18 protein-coding genes are annotated in these 14,988 nt (G+C 69.8%); 10 read left to right on the top strand and 8 right to left on the bottom strand.

Annotated elements, in window-relative coordinates; genetic code table 11:
- Window position 1 precedes the first annotated feature (1 nt).
- Genes F6X53_RS01855 through F6X53_RS01845 form a run of 3 tightly spaced genes read left to right on the top strand, consistent with a single transcriptional unit; the run spans window position 2 to window position 3,050 of the window.
- Window positions 2-1,249: a four-carbon acid sugar kinase family protein gene (locus F6X53_RS01855; RefSeq protein ID WP_150996594.1), complete on the top strand. Its 1,248-nt coding sequence runs from the start codon at window positions 2-4 to the stop codon at window positions 1,247-1,249.
- Complete coding sequence (pdxA, locus tag F6X53_RS01850; RefSeq protein WP_150996592.1) at window positions 1,246-2,247, top strand: 4-hydroxythreonine-4-phosphate dehydrogenase PdxA; 1,002 nt, start codon at window positions 1,246-1,248, stop codon at window positions 2,245-2,247. Before F6X53_RS01855 ends, pdxA begins: the two co-directional genes overlap by 4 nt.
- A 38-nt stretch (window positions 2,248-2,285) precedes the next feature.
- Complete coding sequence (locus F6X53_RS01845; protein WP_150996590.1) at window positions 2,286-3,050, top strand: DeoR/GlpR family DNA-binding transcription regulator; 765 nt, start codon at window positions 2,286-2,288, stop codon at window positions 3,048-3,050.
- Between the two features lie 129 nt (window positions 3,051-3,179).
- On the opposite strand, the gene F6X53_RS33000 is transcribed toward F6X53_RS01845, so the two are convergent.
- Together F6X53_RS33000 and F6X53_RS01835 are read right to left on the bottom strand one after the other, a co-directional pair.
- Window positions 3,180-3,884: a LuxR C-terminal-related transcriptional regulator gene (locus F6X53_RS33000; RefSeq protein WP_238296770.1), complete on the bottom strand. Its 705-nt coding sequence runs from the start codon at window positions 3,882-3,884 to the stop codon at window positions 3,180-3,182.
- A gap of 73 nt (window positions 3,885-3,957) precedes the next feature.
- Window positions 3,958-4,137, bottom strand: a complete 180-nt coding sequence (locus F6X53_RS01835; RefSeq protein WP_150996588.1) for a hypothetical protein — start codon at window positions 4,135-4,137, stop codon at window positions 3,958-3,960.
- A 252-nt stretch (window positions 4,138-4,389) separates the two neighbouring features.
- On the opposite strand from F6X53_RS01835, the gene F6X53_RS01830 reads away from it, so the two are divergent.
- A complete protein-coding gene (locus tag F6X53_RS01830; RefSeq protein ID WP_150996586.1) occupies window positions 4,390-4,605 on the top strand; it encodes a DUF6894 family protein in 216 nt (71 codons plus the stop codon).
- Between the two features lie 18 nt (window positions 4,606-4,623).
- Here the strand turns inward: F6X53_RS01830 and F6X53_RS01825 are convergent, their stop codons facing one another.
- Window positions 4,624-5,553 carry an AEC family transporter gene (locus F6X53_RS01825; protein ID WP_150996584.1) on the bottom strand — a complete coding sequence of 310 codons (930 nt, stop codon included), beginning with the start codon at window positions 5,551-5,553 and terminating at the stop codon, window positions 4,624-4,626.
- A gap of 287 nt (window positions 5,554-5,840) precedes the next feature.
- Here F6X53_RS01825 and F6X53_RS32065 point away from each other — a divergent pair, with 287 nt between their 5' ends.
- Together F6X53_RS32065 and F6X53_RS01820 are read left to right on the top strand one after the other, a co-directional pair.
- Window positions 5,841-5,996 carry a hypothetical protein gene (locus F6X53_RS32065; protein WP_191970657.1) on the top strand — a complete coding sequence of 52 codons (156 nt, stop codon included), beginning with the start codon at window positions 5,841-5,843 and terminating at the stop codon, window positions 5,994-5,996.
- A 179-nt stretch (window positions 5,997-6,175) separates the two neighbouring features.
- The gene (locus F6X53_RS01820; RefSeq protein ID WP_150996581.1) at window positions 6,176-6,436 is read left to right on the top strand and encodes a DUF6894 family protein; all 261 of its coding nucleotides are present in this window, start codon (window positions 6,176-6,178) and stop codon (window positions 6,434-6,436) included.
- A 39-nt stretch (window positions 6,437-6,475) separates the two neighbouring features.
- On the opposite strand, the gene F6X53_RS01815 is transcribed toward F6X53_RS01820, so the two are convergent.
- Window positions 6,476-6,736 carry a hypothetical protein gene (locus tag F6X53_RS01815; RefSeq protein WP_150996579.1) on the bottom strand — a complete coding sequence of 87 codons (261 nt, stop codon included), beginning with the start codon at window positions 6,734-6,736 and terminating at the stop codon, window positions 6,476-6,478.
- 99 nt (window positions 6,737-6,835) lie between these two features.
- Window positions 6,836-7,645: a cold-shock protein gene (locus tag F6X53_RS33580; RefSeq protein ID WP_150996576.1), complete on the bottom strand. Its 810-nt coding sequence runs from the start codon at window positions 7,643-7,645 to the stop codon at window positions 6,836-6,838.
- Between the two features lie 385 nt (window positions 7,646-8,030).
- On the opposite strand from F6X53_RS33580, the gene F6X53_RS01805 reads away from it, so the two are divergent.
- The 3 genes from F6X53_RS01805 (at window position 8,031) to F6X53_RS01795 (ending at window position 10,489) form a co-directional block, all read left to right on the top strand.
- Window positions 8,031-8,504 carry a response regulator gene (locus F6X53_RS01805; protein WP_150996574.1) on the top strand — a complete coding sequence of 158 codons (474 nt, stop codon included), beginning with the start codon at window positions 8,031-8,033 and terminating at the stop codon, window positions 8,502-8,504.
- A 165-nt stretch (window positions 8,505-8,669) separates the two neighbouring features.
- Window positions 8,670-9,776: a Ppx/GppA phosphatase family protein gene (locus F6X53_RS01800; RefSeq protein ID WP_150996572.1), complete on the top strand. Its 1,107-nt coding sequence runs from the start codon at window positions 8,670-8,672 to the stop codon at window positions 9,774-9,776.
- Window positions 9,773-10,489: an RlmE family RNA methyltransferase gene (locus F6X53_RS01795; RefSeq protein ID WP_150996570.1), complete on the top strand. Its 717-nt coding sequence runs from the start codon at window positions 9,773-9,775 to the stop codon at window positions 10,487-10,489. Before F6X53_RS01800 ends, F6X53_RS01795 begins: the two co-directional genes overlap by 4 nt.
- Window positions 10,490-10,634: 145 nt before the next feature.
- Here F6X53_RS01795 and F6X53_RS01790 read toward each other — a convergent pair whose 3' ends face one another.
- A complete protein-coding gene (locus F6X53_RS01790) occupies window positions 10,635-11,060 on the bottom strand; it encodes a DUF779 domain-containing protein (protein WP_150996568.1) in 426 nt (141 codons plus the stop codon).
- A gap of 180 nt (window positions 11,061-11,240) precedes the next feature.
- Between F6X53_RS01790 and F6X53_RS01785 the strand changes: the two genes are divergently transcribed.
- Complete coding sequence (locus tag F6X53_RS01785; protein ID WP_150996566.1) at window positions 11,241-11,594, top strand: hypothetical protein; 354 nt, start codon at window positions 11,241-11,243, stop codon at window positions 11,592-11,594.
- A gap of 68 nt (window positions 11,595-11,662) precedes the next feature.
- Here the strand turns inward: F6X53_RS01785 and adh are convergent, their stop codons facing one another.
- Together adh and F6X53_RS01775 are read right to left on the bottom strand one after the other, a co-directional pair.
- Complete coding sequence (gene adh, locus F6X53_RS01780) at window positions 11,663-13,183, bottom strand: aldehyde dehydrogenase (RefSeq protein ID WP_150996564.1); 1,521 nt, start codon at window positions 13,181-13,183, stop codon at window positions 11,663-11,665.
- 281 nt (window positions 13,184-13,464) lie between these two features.
- Window positions 13,465-14,838, bottom strand: a complete 1,374-nt coding sequence (locus F6X53_RS01775) for a serine hydrolase (RefSeq protein ID WP_150996562.1) — start codon at window positions 14,836-14,838, stop codon at window positions 13,465-13,467.
- Between the last annotated feature and the right edge of the window lie 150 nt (window positions 14,839-14,988).

Below are 14,988 nucleotides of genomic sequence, written 5' to 3'. Positions count from 1 at the left end.
GATGGCCGGCCGCTGGCTCATCCTCGCCGATGACCTGACCGGGGCTGCCGATTGCGCGATCGCGTTCGGGCGCCGAGGGCGCGACGCGGCGGTGACCTGGGGTGAGGCGGGCCTCGTCGGGCCGGACCGGCCGACCGTCCTGTCCTACGATGCCGACAGCCGCGGGCTGTCGGCGGAAGCGGCCGCGCGGCGCCACGCCGCGTTACTCGGCCGGCTGCTCGAGCCGGACCGGGTGCTCTTCAAGAAGATCGATTCGACCCTGCGGGGACAGCCGGCCGCCGAGACGGTGGCGGCGATCGCGGCCCTGAAGGCGCGGGCCGGGACGGCCTTCGGGATCTTCGCGCCCGCCTTCCCGGCAACGGGCCGGACCACAGTCGCGGGCTGCGTCCGCGTCGGCGGCCGTCCGCTGGAGGAGGCGGAGGTCTGGCATCGCGACCACACCTACGCGACTGCCGACCTGTCGGCTGTCCTTGCCTCGGCCGAAATCCGGGCCGAGACGATTCCGCTCGCGCGTGTGCGCGGCGACCTCGCGGGCGCGCTCGCGCAAGTGGCCACGCTGGGCGACGTCGTGGCCATCTGCGATGCCGAGACGGAGGATGATCTCGGCCGGATCGCCCGGGCGAGCCTGCCGGGCACGCCCGCGACCTTCTTCATCGGAAGCGCGGGCCTTGCCCACGCCCTCGCGGCCATCGACAGGGCGCCGCCCACCGAGCCGGTCCGCATCACGCCGAGCCGGTGCGGCGCCCTGATCGTGGTCGGGTCCCTCGCGGCGGCCTCCCGCGCGGCGGCCCGCAATCTCGCGGCGGAGGGGCGCGTGACCCACCTCCCGGTCGCGCCCGGGACGCTGCTGGGCGATGCGGCCGGCAAGGCGGCGCTCGCCGCGCGCATCGCCGGGGTGACCGCCGCCGGCGGCGACGTGCTGGTCGAGATCGCCATGGACGGCGCGCCGGACATGTCGCTCGGCCCGCGCCTCGTCCAGGGGCTCGCGGATGTCCTCGAGCCCGTGGCCGCGCGGATCGGCGCCTTCGCGGCGACGGGCGGCGAGACCGCCGCGGCCCTGCTCACGCGGTTCGGCGTCATCGGCATCCGCCTCCTCGACGAGATCGAGCCGGGCGTCTCGCTCGGCTTGACGCTGGGCCGCCTTTCCATCCCGGTCGCCACGAAGGCGGGCGCCTTCGGCGACGCGGACAGCCTCCTGCGCATCGGCGCGCGCCTGCGCACCGTCAGAACCGAAGGACGTTTCACATGACCCGCCCGACCCTCGCGATCACGATGGGCGATCCGGCCGGAATCGGCCCCGAGATCGTCATGAAGGCGCTCGCCCGCGCGGACGTCCAGGCCCTCTGCCGGCCCCTCGTGGTCGGGGATGCGCAGCGCCTGCGGCAGGCGGGCCGCCTCGTCGGCATCGAGATCCCGGTCGAGGCGTTGAGCGATGCCGGCGCGGCGACGTTCGAGACCGCGTCCGTGCAATGCATCGACCTGAAGGTCGTGCCCGAGGACTTGCCCTTCGGCCGGGTCTCCGCGACGGCCGGCGAGGCGGCCTACCGCTATATCGAGAAGGCCGTCGAGATCGTGCAGGCGGGCCAGGCGCAGGGCATCTGCACCGCGCCGCTCTCCAAGGAGGCGCTGCACGCCGCCGGCCACCGATTCCCCGGCCACACCGAACTTCTCGCCCATCTCACCGGGACGCCGGAAGTCTCGATGATGCTGGTCTCGCCGAAGCTGCGGGTGATCCACGTCACCACCCATATCGGCCTGCTCGATGCCATCGCGAAGATCGAGCCCGGTCTCGTCGAGCGCGTCATCGCGCGCGGGCACGACGTCCTGGTGAAGGCCGGGATCGCGAACCCGAAGATCGGCATCTGCGCCATCAACCCGCATGCGGGCGAAGGCGGGCTCTTCGGCCGCGGCGAGGAGGCCGAGAAGATCACGCCGGCCGTCGAGGCCTGCCAGGCCAGGGGCTGGGACGTGCGCGGCCCGCTGCCGGCCGACACCCTGTTCTTTCTCGCCGGCCGCGGCGACTACGACATGGTGGTCGCCATGTACCACGATCAGGGTCACGGCCCGATCAAGGTCCTGGGGCTCGAATCCGGCGTGAATATCACCGTGGGCCTTCCGGTGATACGAACCTCCGTCGATCACGGCACGGCGTTCGACATCGCCGGCAAAGGAATCGCGGACGAGGGAAGCCTGGTGGAAGCGCTGCGTCAGGCGGTCGATCTCGCGCCGAAGCCGCAGGCCGCCTGACGCGGAGGCGCCGACAGGGTGGGGGAGCCGAGGGGGCGATGTCGATGCGCAGCAGGGAGCGTCGGGCGCTGCTCATGGACGCGCTGAGTGCCGGCGAGATCGACGTGGACGATCTCGCGCGCCGCTTCAGCGTCTCCGCCTCGACGGTCCGGCGCGACCTGCAGCACCTCTCCGCCACGAGCGCGGTGCGCAGGACCTATGGCGGCGCGATCCTGGCGCGGCATCCGGTCGAGACCACGCTGGCCGAGCGGCATGCCGTGAACGGCGCCGAGAAGCGCGCCATCGCGCAGGTGGCGATCGCCCTGATCGAGGATGGCGACACGCTGATCCTGGATGCCGGCTCCACGGTCGCCGCCTTCGGGCAATTGCTGCGTCGGCGCCGGCTTCGGATCATCACCAACAACCTCGCCCTGCTGCCCTTCCTGGCGGAGGCGCCGGGGCTCGAACTCGTCGTTCTCGGGGGCGGCGTCCGGACGACCAGCATGAGCACCGTGGGGCCGCTCGCCGTCGAGGCCCTGCGCCTGATGACGGCGGACCGCGCCATCATGAGCGCGGACGGCGTGGTGGCCGGGCGCGGCCTCTGCGAAGCGAGCCTCGATCAGACCACGCTGAAATCGCTGATGATCCGGCAATCCCGCGAGGTAATCGTGCTCGCCGACGCGAGCAAGCTCGGCCGTGCCGAGCAGACCGCCTGGGCGCCCCTTCCCCGGACCTGGACCCTGGTGACGGATTACGGCGCACCGGCGGATCAGCGGCGGCTGCTCGCCGAGGCGGGCGCTCGGCTGCACGTGGCGGGGCTCTGAGGCCCGCGAGCCCGGCGGTCGGGAAAGGCGCTTCGGAGGAGGCGCTTCGGAGGAGGCGTTTCGGGGTCGGCCGGCGGATCGCCGGCCTGGTCGCGGCTGCCGGCCCCGGCCCCGGCCCCGGGGCGTGGCCTATTTCGGATAGATCCCATGCTCCCTGGCCCAGATCGCGGCCTGGGTGCGGTTCTGGGTCTTGAGCTTGCGAAGAATGTTCTTCACGTGAATCTTCACGGTTGCCTCGGCAAGATCGAACTTCAGGGCGATGACCTTGTTCGACGCGCCGTCCGCGAGGCAGCGGAGAACGTTGAGCTCGCGGCTCGAGAGGGGATGGCCGGAGGCCGCGCCCATCTCCTCCGCGTCCGGCGGGCCGCCGATCAGGATCTGCTGTCGGTCGCCCGCTCCGTCGGCCGCGATGCGTGAGCGCTCGAGGAGCCAGGAGAACAAGCCCGAGGATTGCACGGTGACGCCGGACATCACGACGTCGAGGGCCTTGACCAGGGTGTCGCGGCCGATGTCCCGGTCGAGGATGGCCTGCGCGCCGAAGCAGAGGTCCTTCGGCAGGTTGCCGGGCGCGTCGGCCCGCCCGAAGACGACGAGCTTCGCATCCGGGCAGCGATCGCGGACGCGGCGGGCCGCCTCGACGCTCGCGGCGTCGTCGAGCGCGGCGAGAACCAGGGCCGGACGAGACGGGACCGGCGCGAGCCCGTCGTCCCGATCGAGGTCCGCGGCGATCTCCACGACCCGGAACCGGGTCCCGCCCAGGAAGGAGGTCAGCCCCTCCCGCACGAACGAACTCGACGCCACCAGGGCAGTCGGCACGTCCCCGACGATCGACATGGCGATGCTCCCCACAGATGCCAGCGCGTGGCTGCATATTTTGAACGAATTCGGTGTCGGATGTGCCGATCGATCAGCCGTCGAGACGAGGATCGGCGACGCGTACTTCAGGGAGACCAAGCTGCTTCGTCGCTGAATCGGCGATCTTCGAGAAAATCGCGCGAAGATGTGCGAGAATGCGTGTCTCCTGCGGTTCAGTAAGTTCCGAAGCAAGACGCCCAGGCATCTGTTCGATATCGTACCCGGTTGACATGATTTTCCTCCGGGACGCTTGGTGTTAGTACCTTTGAGTCGGGCTGTGTTTCGGATTGATCAATGAATAGTTAACGATCTATCCTGAATTCCTAGCGCGAAGTCCTTACTATTGCAACATGTTATTATGAAGGTGCGATTTCGTGCTTTCCAAGAAAAGTTAAATGTGTACGGTCCGCCAAATGGCAGTCTAAATGCGTAGTCATTTAAGTAATTGTCTGGAATTTTTCAGTAAACTGCCAGGGGACTGATCTTGACCCAGCATATCTTTTTCGACCTGACCGACGGGCTGACCACCCTGCGTGACGAGGTCGGGGTCGAGGTGCTCGACCTCGACGCGGCCCTGCAGCAGGCCAAGCTGGCGGTCGCGGAGCTGCTCAGCAGCGGCGAGCTCGGGGACAACGCCAATTGGCGCATGATCGTGCGTGACGGCGACCGCACGGTGCTCACGACGCTGTGCGTCGAGTGAGCGCCGGGCTCTGCGCGATCAGGCCCGGCCGAGGATCATCAGCCACGCGATCGTGGTCGCCGGCGCGAGCAGGGTCGAGGCCAGGACCGAGGCCGCGACGAGACCGGTCTCGGATTTGTACCGGACCGCGAGAAGATAGGCGTTGATGCCGACCGGCATGGCCGCGAACAGGGTCGCCACTCCCGCATACGCCGCCGGCATCGCGAAGACGTGGAAGGCGAGGAGCCAGACGATGAGCGGGTGCACCACGAGCTTCAGGCCCGCCACCACGAGGGCGCCCGGGAGATCGAACAGGACGCGGTAGCGCTTCAGGCCGGCGCCGAGCGCCACGAGGGCGCAGGTCGAGGCAGTGACCGAGAACGCGTCGAGCAGCGCCTTCACGGGGCCCCCCGGGACGATGCCGACCGTCTTCATGGCGATCCCGATGACCAACGCGACGAAGATCGGATTCCGCAGGAGCACCCATGCGAGGCTCCGCAATCGGTGCAGGAGGGGGCGGTCACCCTCGGCCTCGATCAGGAAGGTGGCAAAGCCCATCATCAGCGGCAGGTGCACCGCCAGCAGCAGGAAGAGCGGGTAGGCGCCGGCCTCCCCATAGGCCTGCAGGATCGTCGGCACGCCGACGAAGATCGTGTTGGATTGGCTCGCCGCGAAGCCGTGCAGGATGGCGCCCTGGCGTCCGATCCCGTGTCGGCGCCACGCCACCAGCGATCCGCAGAGCCAGGAGAAGCCCGCGCCGCCGAAATAGGCGAGCCAGTAGGACCAGGCGATCTCGCCGGTGAGTCCCGGGCGCGTCAATGTCCCGATGATCAGGGCCGGCACCGCGATCGCGAAGACGTATTCCGACAACCCGTCGCTGACCCGGTCCGAGAGCAGGCCGGTCACCGCCGCCGCCCAGCCGATCAGGATGATCCCGAAGATCGGGACGATGATCGTGACGGCGTTCATGGCAATCCATCTGCGGCCGCGCGGCGCGGCATCCCTCACGGTGCGCCGCGGATCCGAGCCCCGGCCCTCAGGCGGCTCGTTAAGCGCTTCGGCCCGGAAAGGACAGGGCCCGCCCGCCCTCGCGAGGCACAGGCGCGCTGGCTTGAAACCAGCCTGAGTTGCATTCACGGGGCGGAGGGCGCCAGTCCCCGCAATTCCCAGCCCGGCGCCGAGGCCTATCCGGGAATCACAAAACCGCCACATCGAGCGTGCGGACTGCGCCTCACGGGGGAGCGTAGGAGTTCCTGATGGCGATCATCATCCTCGACCCGGTGTCCGGCAAGCCGGTGATCATCAACCTGCCGCCGTCCGAGGAGCAATCCCTCCGAGGCCACCGGGATGCTGACCGGAGCGCCGCCCCGGACCGGCGCTCTCATCAGTCGGAGACGCGCGCCGTGGCGTGACGGCCTCCGGTGACGGGCCTGAGCTTGACGATCACCGACGAGCCGCCGGTTTCATCACCCCTCGACTTGATCAACAATACAACCGTTCGTGTGCACCTGACCCCTGTGTTTGGGTAAGAGAACGATCTATGGTTTAGCGGGCCGCTGCATTGGACGAGGCCCGCGACCGTAGGTGCATCGTGGCGATCTTCTTCTTCGACGTCCTGTCCCCGGACGACCTCGTGCTCAAGGATGCCGACGGTCTCGACCTCCCCGATCTGGAGGCGGCCATCGTGGTCGCGCGGCGCCGGGCCGATGATTGCAAGAGCTACGCGCAATTCGGCGGGCGCCCGGTGGCGGGCTGGAGCATCGAGGTCAAGGATGCATCCGGGGCCCTCCAGTACGCGGCGCCGATCCGGCCGCTGGCCGGCGCCTCCCCGCTCGCGCAGGAGGAGGCCTGATCGCGCCTGCCCGCTTCGCGGCCGAACCGCCGGCGGAGCCTATTGCGGCAGAACGGCGCCCTGGCGCGCATTCGGGCGGCTCCCCGCCATGGCCCGCAGGGCGCCGGCCGCGCTCGGGGGCAGCCCGTCGGCGGCGGAGGCTCCGGGGCCGGGGGCCGGGACCCAGACGGGTTCGCGAGACTTCCGGTCGCGCTGGAACCCGTAGCCGGCATTCACCCCCGCGTAGAAGCCCGTGAAATCCTCGGCCGCAGCCGGCGCCGCGAGCAGGAGGCCACTGACGAGGAGAAAAGCGACGCGCATGGGGGCTCCCGGAGCGGCGTGAAACGCGAAACGGCGGCCCGCCAGGGACCGCCGTCTCAATCTCATCAGGGAACACGGCGACCGCAAGGCCGCCGGGCCTCAATCCTCGACGTTGATGCTCTGGGCCTCGCGGCCCTTCTGGCCCTCGATCACGGCAAGCGTAACCTGCTGACCTTCGGCCAGGGAATCGAGGCCGGCCCGCGACAGCGCCGAGCGGTGCACGAAGACGTCCTTGCCGCCATCATTGACCGAGACGAAGCCGAAGCCCTTGGCCGGGTCGTACCACTTCACAGTTCCGGACATCTCGACCGAGGGACCGGACGCGAAACGTCCGCCACCACCGCCGCCGCCACCACCGCCGAAGCGGTCGCCGCCGCCGCCACCGAAGCGGTCGCCGCCGCCGCCGCCGAAGCGATCACCGCCCCCGAAACGGTCGCCGCCGAAGCCGCCGGTCCGAGGTGGGCGAGCGTCGCGCCGGGGCGGAGCCGCCTCGGCCGTCGAGGTGTCGACGCTGGTAACGTTCGTCACCTGCGGACCCTTTTGCCCCTGGGCCGTCTGGACCGTGAGGCGCGTGCCCGGCATCAGGTCGGCATGTCCTGCCGCTTCGACCGCGCGGATGTGGAGGAAGGCATCGCCCGAGCCGTCACCGAGCTCGACGAAACCGAAGCCTTTCTCCTTGTTGAACCACTTGACGGTGGCATCGCGCTCCGGGCCAGTCGGGGCAGCGGCTGCACGCGCCGGTCCGCGGTCGAAACCACCACCGCCGCCACCGCCGCCGTATCCACCACCGCCACCGAAGCCGCCGCCACCGTATCCGCCGCTCGGCGGTGCCTGATCCGGCCACCGCGGCTCGGCACCGTCATCGAAGCCGCGCTTCTGCGGCCCCCTGAAATCACGACCACGTCCCATCGAAAGCTCGCAAAAACCGTCCGCCGACCATCGTCTCGAATACCGCGTGCGCGCCATCCCAGACAGCCCACGCTCCGCACTATCATTACTCCTGGTCGCGGTAACCAAGAATAACGCCTCAGTCCTGACGCAATCCCGGCCTTACCGCAAGGACCTTCTCACGCTTCCCGGGTGCCGCGGGCCGTTTTTACGGCCTCGAAACCCGGTTCGGGTCCCGGGCGGCCAAGCCCGGACCCTCCGCTTCAGGGGCGTCCGCGTACGCAATGGGACTGCCGGCCTGCCCGCCTGGGCGCCCTTCGGCCCACAGGACGTTAGGGAAGCGAAAAGGTCGCCGGCGTAGGCTCCGGGTCGCCGGACGTTCCGGGCCGGCCCGATTCCGCAAGCGATGATCGCGACTCCGACCTTCCCGGATCTCTCCGCCCTGGTGGTGGACGAGAGCCTGTATATCCGCCGCATCGTGCGCGACATGCTGATGCGCGTCGGCATCAAGCGCGTGCTGGAGGCCCCCGACGGGGCGGAGGCGCTCGGCGTCCTCGCGGAGAGCAAGCCCGACCTCACCATCATCGACTGGGACCTCGCGATCCTGTCCGGCGAGGAGTTCATCCGCCTCGCCCGCACCCCGACCACCTCGCCCTGCCCGACGGTGCCGATCATCCTGATGCTGGCCCAGCCCCGCCGCAACGTCGTGGACCGGGCGATCTCGCTCGGGGTCAACGAGATCATCGCCAAGCCATTCTCCCCGAAGACCCTGTGGTCGCGCCTCGACGAGGTGATCAACCGGCCTCGGCCCTATTCCCAGGTGAAGAGCCTGCTGCGCCCGACGGTGCGGATGGCCGGCGGCGCCAAGGCGATGGCCTGAGTTCGACCGCAAGCCGTTCCCGGGCTGACACGATCGGGGCGGCGCCGCGATCGGCTGCGTCGCCGATTCGAGGCTTTGCAGTTCCCACCCGACCTTGTACGCTTCCCGATGAATGGTGGCCGGGCAGTCTGCCGGGGCCACGCGTTGAGGATTTCGGCACCGCCGATGAGGGACGAGAGTGCCGCTGCCGTGCCGGCCCGCCCTGCGGCCGGCCCCCCGGGCCAACGTGAGGGCGGCCACCGCGAGGGCGCGTCCCCGGCCGCGCAGCCGGCCCGCTACGGCCGCCGCAACGCCTACGCGGCCCTCGATCTCGGCACCAACAATTGCCGCCTGCTCATCGCCGAGCCGGCCTCGCACGGCTTCCGCGTCATCGACGCCTTCTCGCGGATCGTGCGCCTGGGCGAGGGCCTCGGCAGCTCGGACCGCCTGAGCGAGGCCGCCGTGGAGCGCACCGTCGAGGCCCTGCGGATCTGCCGCGGCAAGATGCAGGCGCGCGGGGTGGTGAGGGCCAAGATCATCGCCACCGAGGCCTGCCGGCTCGCCGTGAACGGGGCCGATTTCGTCGAGCGCGTCCGCCGCGACGTCGGGCTCGATCTCGAGATCGTCGACCGCCAGACCGAGGCCTATCTCGCGGTCACGGGCTGCGCGGCGCTCGCCGACCCGCAGGCCGAATCGGTCGTGATCTTCGACATCGGCGGCGGCTCCACCGAGATCGCCTGGCTCGACGGAGCCGCCACCAACCCCTCGGCCGATCCGACCCTGCGCATCCGCGCCTGGGATTCGCTCCCGGTCGGGGTGGTGACGCTGGCCGAGCGCCACGGCGGGGCCGAGGTCACCCGGATGATGTTCGAGGGCATGGTCGAGGAGGTGGCGGTGATGCTGTCGCGCTTCGCCATCCGGGCGGCGGCGGCGGCCACCGCCCCGCATTTCCACCTGCTCGGCACCTCCGGCACGGTGACGACGCTGGCCGCCATGCACCTGCGCCTGCCGCGCTACGAGCGCCGCCGCGTCGACGGGCTCTGGATGAACGACGACGAGGTCTCGGACGCGATCGACGATCTCCTCGACACCCGCCTCGACCAGCGCGCCGACAACCCTTGCATCGGACGCGATCGCGCCGATCTGGTACTGGCGGGCTGCGCGATCCTGGAAGCGATCCGGCGCGCCTTTCCCTCCGAGCGCCTGCGCATCGCCGATCGCGGCCTGCGCGAGGGGCTCTTGATGAACATGATGCGCGAGGACGGCGTCTGGCGCCGTGGAGGCTATCGGTGAGCGAGCGGCGTGGGGCAGGGGGCGGCGGCAGTATCCGGGGTGAGCTCAAGCAGCGGGTCAAGACCGGGCGCGGGCGCACCCTGTCCCAGAAGCGTTGGCTGGAGCGGCAACTCAACGATCCCTACGTGGCGCGCGCCAAGCGCGAGGGCTACCGCTCCCGCGCCGCCTTCAAGCTCCTGGAGATCGACGAGCGCTATCACATCCTGAAGCCCGGGCAGCGGGTGGTGGATCTCGGGGCGGCGCCGGGGGGCTGGTCGCAAGTCGCCGCCAAGGTGGTGGGGCCCCAGGGGCGCGTCGTCGGCATCGACCTCCTCGAGATCGAGCCCATGACGGGCGTCGAATTCATCACCCTCGACTTCCTCGACCCGTCCGCCCCCGAGCTTCTGACGGATCGTCTCGGCGGCCCCGCCGACATCGTCATGTCGGACATGGCGGCCAACACCACGGGCCACAAGAAGACCGACCACCTGCGCATCATCGGGCTCGCCGAGACCGCGGCCCATTTCGCGCGCGAGATCCTGGCGCCGGGGGGCGCCTACGTCGCCAAGGTCTTCCAGGGCGGCACCGAGGGCACGCTGCTCGCCGACCTCAAGCGCGACTTCGCGAGCGTGCGCCACGTCAAGCCGCCGGCGAGCCGGGCCGATTCGAGCGAGCTCTACGTGCTGGCCACGGGCTATCGCGGCGCCCCGGCGCAAGAGCCCGAAGAGGATTGAGCCCGAAGAGGACTGAGCCCGAGGAAGTCTGAGCCAGAAGAGGACTGAGCCGGGCGTTCCCGCGCGATCGATCCTCCCCGAGGCGAGGCCTGTGAGACCGGGTGCGCAGGACGTCGGGGGTTGGCGAAGCGCCTGGGCTACGGACCTACAACCGGCAGGCGCCTTCCAGCGCCTTGTTCTCCGCATCCGTGAACAGGCGGGAGCGGATGTGGAAGCGCTTCTCGCGGCCATTCTCCAGGGAGAACATGCCGCCGCGCCCCGGCACCACGTCGAGGATGATGTGGGTGTGTTTCCAGACCGAGAACTGCGAGCGGCTGATGAAGAAATCCGCGCCTCCGACCTGGCCGAGATGCACGTCGCCGTCGCTCGTGATGAAGTCGCCGACCGGGTAGCACATCGGCGAGGAGCCGTCGCAGCAGCCGCCGGACTGGTGGAACATCACCGGGCCGTGCTCGGCGCGCAATTCGTCGATGAGCGCGAGGGCCGCCGGGGTCGCGGTGACCCGGAGCGGCGTGCCGTCGACGCCCGCCTGCTCGGCGGTGGTGGCTTCGGGGGCTGCGGTCTCGGTCATGGCGCGCTGTCTCCAGGGGCGGGGTCAAGGGCAATGTGGCGCGCGGGCGCCGGAAATGCAGGGGCGGCCGAAGGGCGGCAGATCGGCGGGAATCGTCCGATCGGCCGCCGGGACATTTGGGCCTTGTCCGCGTTGACGGCGCGAGCGCGCGATCTCGCCGCGGCCCGGAGAATCGATGCCATGAGCCGCACGCCGCCGCCCGCCATCCGCCCCGCAATACTCTCCGCCCTTCTGTTCGCCGCGCTCCCGGCCGCGGCGCAGACGCGCACGGACGTCGATACGGGCGGGCGCCGGACCGAGTTGCGGACCTGCCTGACCGACCTCGCCGACCTGATCCCGCCGGGCAGCACGGTCGCCGACCCGGACCGATTCTGCGCCTGCTACGCCGACGCCGCCGTGAAGGCGGGTTTGCCGGAACTCGAGCGGGCCGAGGCCAATCCCGGCCAGGAGGTCCGGCCCCCGCAGGCGCGGGTCGCCGGCGCGTTCCGGACCGAGCGGTCGAACGCCATCGCCAAGGCCTGCCTCGCGCCGTGAAGCGGTCTCGAGACGAGAACGCCCCGGCTTTCGGCCGGGGCGCGCGGGGCTCTCGCGGAGCGTCTCGCTCAGAAGAAGCCGAGCTTCTTCGACGAGTAGCTCACCAACATGTTCTTGGTCTGCTGGTAATGGTCGAGCATCATCTTGTGGGTCTCGCGCCCGATGCCGGATTGCTTGTAGCCGCCGAAGGCCGCGTGGGCCGGGTAGGCGTGGTAGCAGTTCGTCCAGACGCGGCCCGCCTGTATCGCCCGGCCGAAGCGGTAGGCGCGGGTCCCGTCGCGGGTCCAGACGCCGGCGCCGAGGCCGTAGAGGGTGTCGTTGGCGATCGAGAGGGCGTCCTCGTCGTCCTTGAAGGTCGTCACCGAGAGGACGGGGCCGAAGATCTCCTCCTGGAAGATCCGCATCTTGTTGTGGCCCTTGAACACCGTCGGCTTCATGTAGAAGCCCTCGGCGAGGTCGCCCTCGCGGGTGCCGCGCTCACCGCCGGTGAGGCATTCCGCGCCCTCCTGCCGGCCGATATCGACGTAGGACAGGATCTTCTCGAGCTGCTCGGAGGAGGCCTGCGCGCCGATCATCGTGGTCGGATCGAGGGGCGAGCCCTGGGTGATCGCCTCGACGCGCTTGATCGCCCGCTCCATGAAGCGGTCGTAGATCGACTCGTGCACGAGCGCGCGGCTCGGGCAGGTGCAGACCTCGCCCTGGTTGAGGGCGAACATCGTGAAGCCTTCGAGGGCCTTGTCGAAGAAGTCGTCATCCTCGTTCGCCACGTCCGCGAAGAAGATGTTCGGCGACTTGCCGCCGAGCTCCAGCGTCACCGGGATCAGGTTCTGCGAGGCGTATTGCATGATCAGCCGGCCCGTCGTCGTCTCGCCCGTGAAGGCGATCTTGGCGATGCGGGGCGAGGAGGCGAGGGGCTTGCCGGCCTCGAGGCCGAAGCCGTTGACGACGTTGAGCACGCCCGGCGGCAGCAGGTCGCCGATGATCTCGAGCAGGACCAGGATCGAGGCCGGGGTCTGCTCGGCGGGCTTGAGCACCACGCAATTGCCGGCCGCGAGCGCGGGCGCGAGCTTCCACACCGCCATCAGGATGGGGAAGTTCCACGGGATGATCTGCCCGACGACGCCGAGCGGCTCGTGGAAATGGTAGGCCACCGTGTCGTGGTCGATCTCGGAGATCGAGCCTTCCTGCGCCCGGACGCAGCCCGCGAAGTAGCGGAAATGGTCGATGGCGAGCGGGATGTCGGCGTGGGTCGTCTCGCGGATCGGCTTGCCGTTGTCCCAGGTCTCGGCCAGCGCGATCAGATCGAGGTTCTCCTCCATCCGGTCGGCCATCTGGTTGAGGATGCGAGCGCGCTCGCCCGGCGCGGTGCAGCCCCAGGCGTCCTTGGCGGCGTGGGCGGCGTCGAGCGCCTTGTCGATGTCCTGCGCGTCCGAGCGGGCGACCTCGCAGACGACCTTGCCGGTGATCGGCGAGGTGTTCTCGAAGTAGCGCCCGGCGACCGGGGCGACCCACTTGCCGCCGATGAAATTCTCGTAGCGCGCCGAGAAGGGCGCCTTCGTGCTGGCGCCCAGGAATTCCGGCTTGTTCATTGGCGTCTCCTCAGGTGGCTCTTTGACCGCTCGGCCGCAGCCAATGGCAGATGGCCCGCCAAATCAAGTTGGACTTTTGGCCATAGCGATGATGCAGTGCAGAAAACGACCCGTCTCACACGGCCGAGCTGCGAAGTTCAGCGGCGTTGCAACGTCGTTTTATGGCATCGCAACTTGCGGTGTGGTGACGATAATACGCGCGAATGACCAGGATGGCGACACCCGCGCGATCCCGCACGGACGGATCGCCGGCCCCTGCACCGTACGGTGGCGTGCCGATCCTACTGCGTCTCCTCGATGCGGGGCGCGGTCCGGTCGATCCCGTCGCGGTAGAGGATCAGGCCGGTCGGGCGCCCATCCGGCTCGGTGTCGAGGGTGATGCGGGCGTTGCGCGCCTTCGACACGAAGGTTCGGTCGCCCTCCGGCACGAAGGGGAGGGCGGGCTCGCCCGTCACCTGCGCCATGAGGTGGTCGCCCTCGCGGGTCAGGGTCAGGAGCCGGCCGGGCCCGAGGCGGTAATGCCCGGCATAGCGGTCCATGATCTCGGGCTCGAGCACGATCTCGCTGCCGGGATCGGGAATGCGGAACCAGAGGGCCGCGATCTCCCGCGCCATGGCCTGGACCGGCGCCGTCTCGGTGTTGGCAAGCGCCAGCACGATGAGGTCGTCGTCGGGGTAATTGTCCTTGATGGTCAGGAAGCCGTTGATGCCGCCCCCATGCGACCAGAGCCGGTGCCCGTGCGATTGCCCGATGTACCAGCCGAAGCCGTAGCCGTAGCCGGCATCCGCGAACATCGCCCGGCGCGACAGGTCCGAGATGACGCGCCCCGAGAACAGGGCCCGGTCCCAGGCGAGCAGGTCGTCCACAGTCGAGTAATGGGCGCCGGCCGCGTACGGGATGCTGGAGGCGATCGGCAGGGCGTTGCGCAACTGGCCGTTGCCGAGCCGGTAGCCGGAGGCCCGGCGCGGCAGGATCACGCTGGCATCGTCGTAGCCCGTATCCTTGAGGCCGACCGGCTCGAAGATCGTCTCGCGCAGGTAGCGCTGGTAGGACTGGCCGGATGCGGCCTCGACCACGAGGCCGAGCAGGATGTAGCCGGTATTGTCGTAGTCGAAGCCCTTGCCGGGCTCGAACAGCAGCGGCTTGTCCGCCGTGAGCGCCACGATTTCGCGCGGCGCCATTTCGAGGCGCTGGATGCGCGCGTAGTAATCCGGCAGGTTGGTGTAGCTCGGGATGCCGGAACTGTGGGTCAGCAGCGTCCGGATGGTGACGCGGTCCCAGGCCGCCGGCGCCTCCGGGTAGAAGCGGCGGATCGGGTCGTCGAGGTTGAGGCGTCCGGCTTCCGCGAGCTTGAGGATCGCCGCCGCGGTGAATTGCTTGGTGATCGAGCCGACGCGGAAGCGGGTCTCCGGGGTGTTCGCCACGCCCCATTCCCGGTTGGCGAGGCCGTAGGCGCGCCGGAAGACCGGCCGGCCGCGATGGGCCACCAGGATCGCGCCCGAGAACAGCTTCGCCTCGAGATAGGGCTTCACCAGCGCGTCGGCGCGCTGGGCGAAGCCCGCCCGCGTCGGGGGCTGGGACTGTGCCCACGTGGCCGGCGCGCCGAGAACGGCGAGGCCGAGGAGCAGGATGGCGACGTGGAGGCAGGGACGCATGGCACCTCTCCGCACGGGGAGCGAGCGCCGAGCTAGACCGGATTTGCGGCCGAAGCGCGTCGCGTGGCGGCCCTGCTTCCCCGTCATGCGCGGCGTCACACCGCCGCCTTGAACGGTACCGAAGAGGCCCGGGCGCGTTTCCCGATCACC

It is taken from the genome of Methylobacterium soli, from assembly GCF_008806385.1.
Classification (GTDB): Bacteria; Pseudomonadota; Alphaproteobacteria; order Rhizobiales; family Beijerinckiaceae; genus Methylobacterium; species Methylobacterium soli.
Note: the sequence above shows the minus strand (reverse complement) of the source record. Positions and strands in the feature narration are given on the sequence as shown.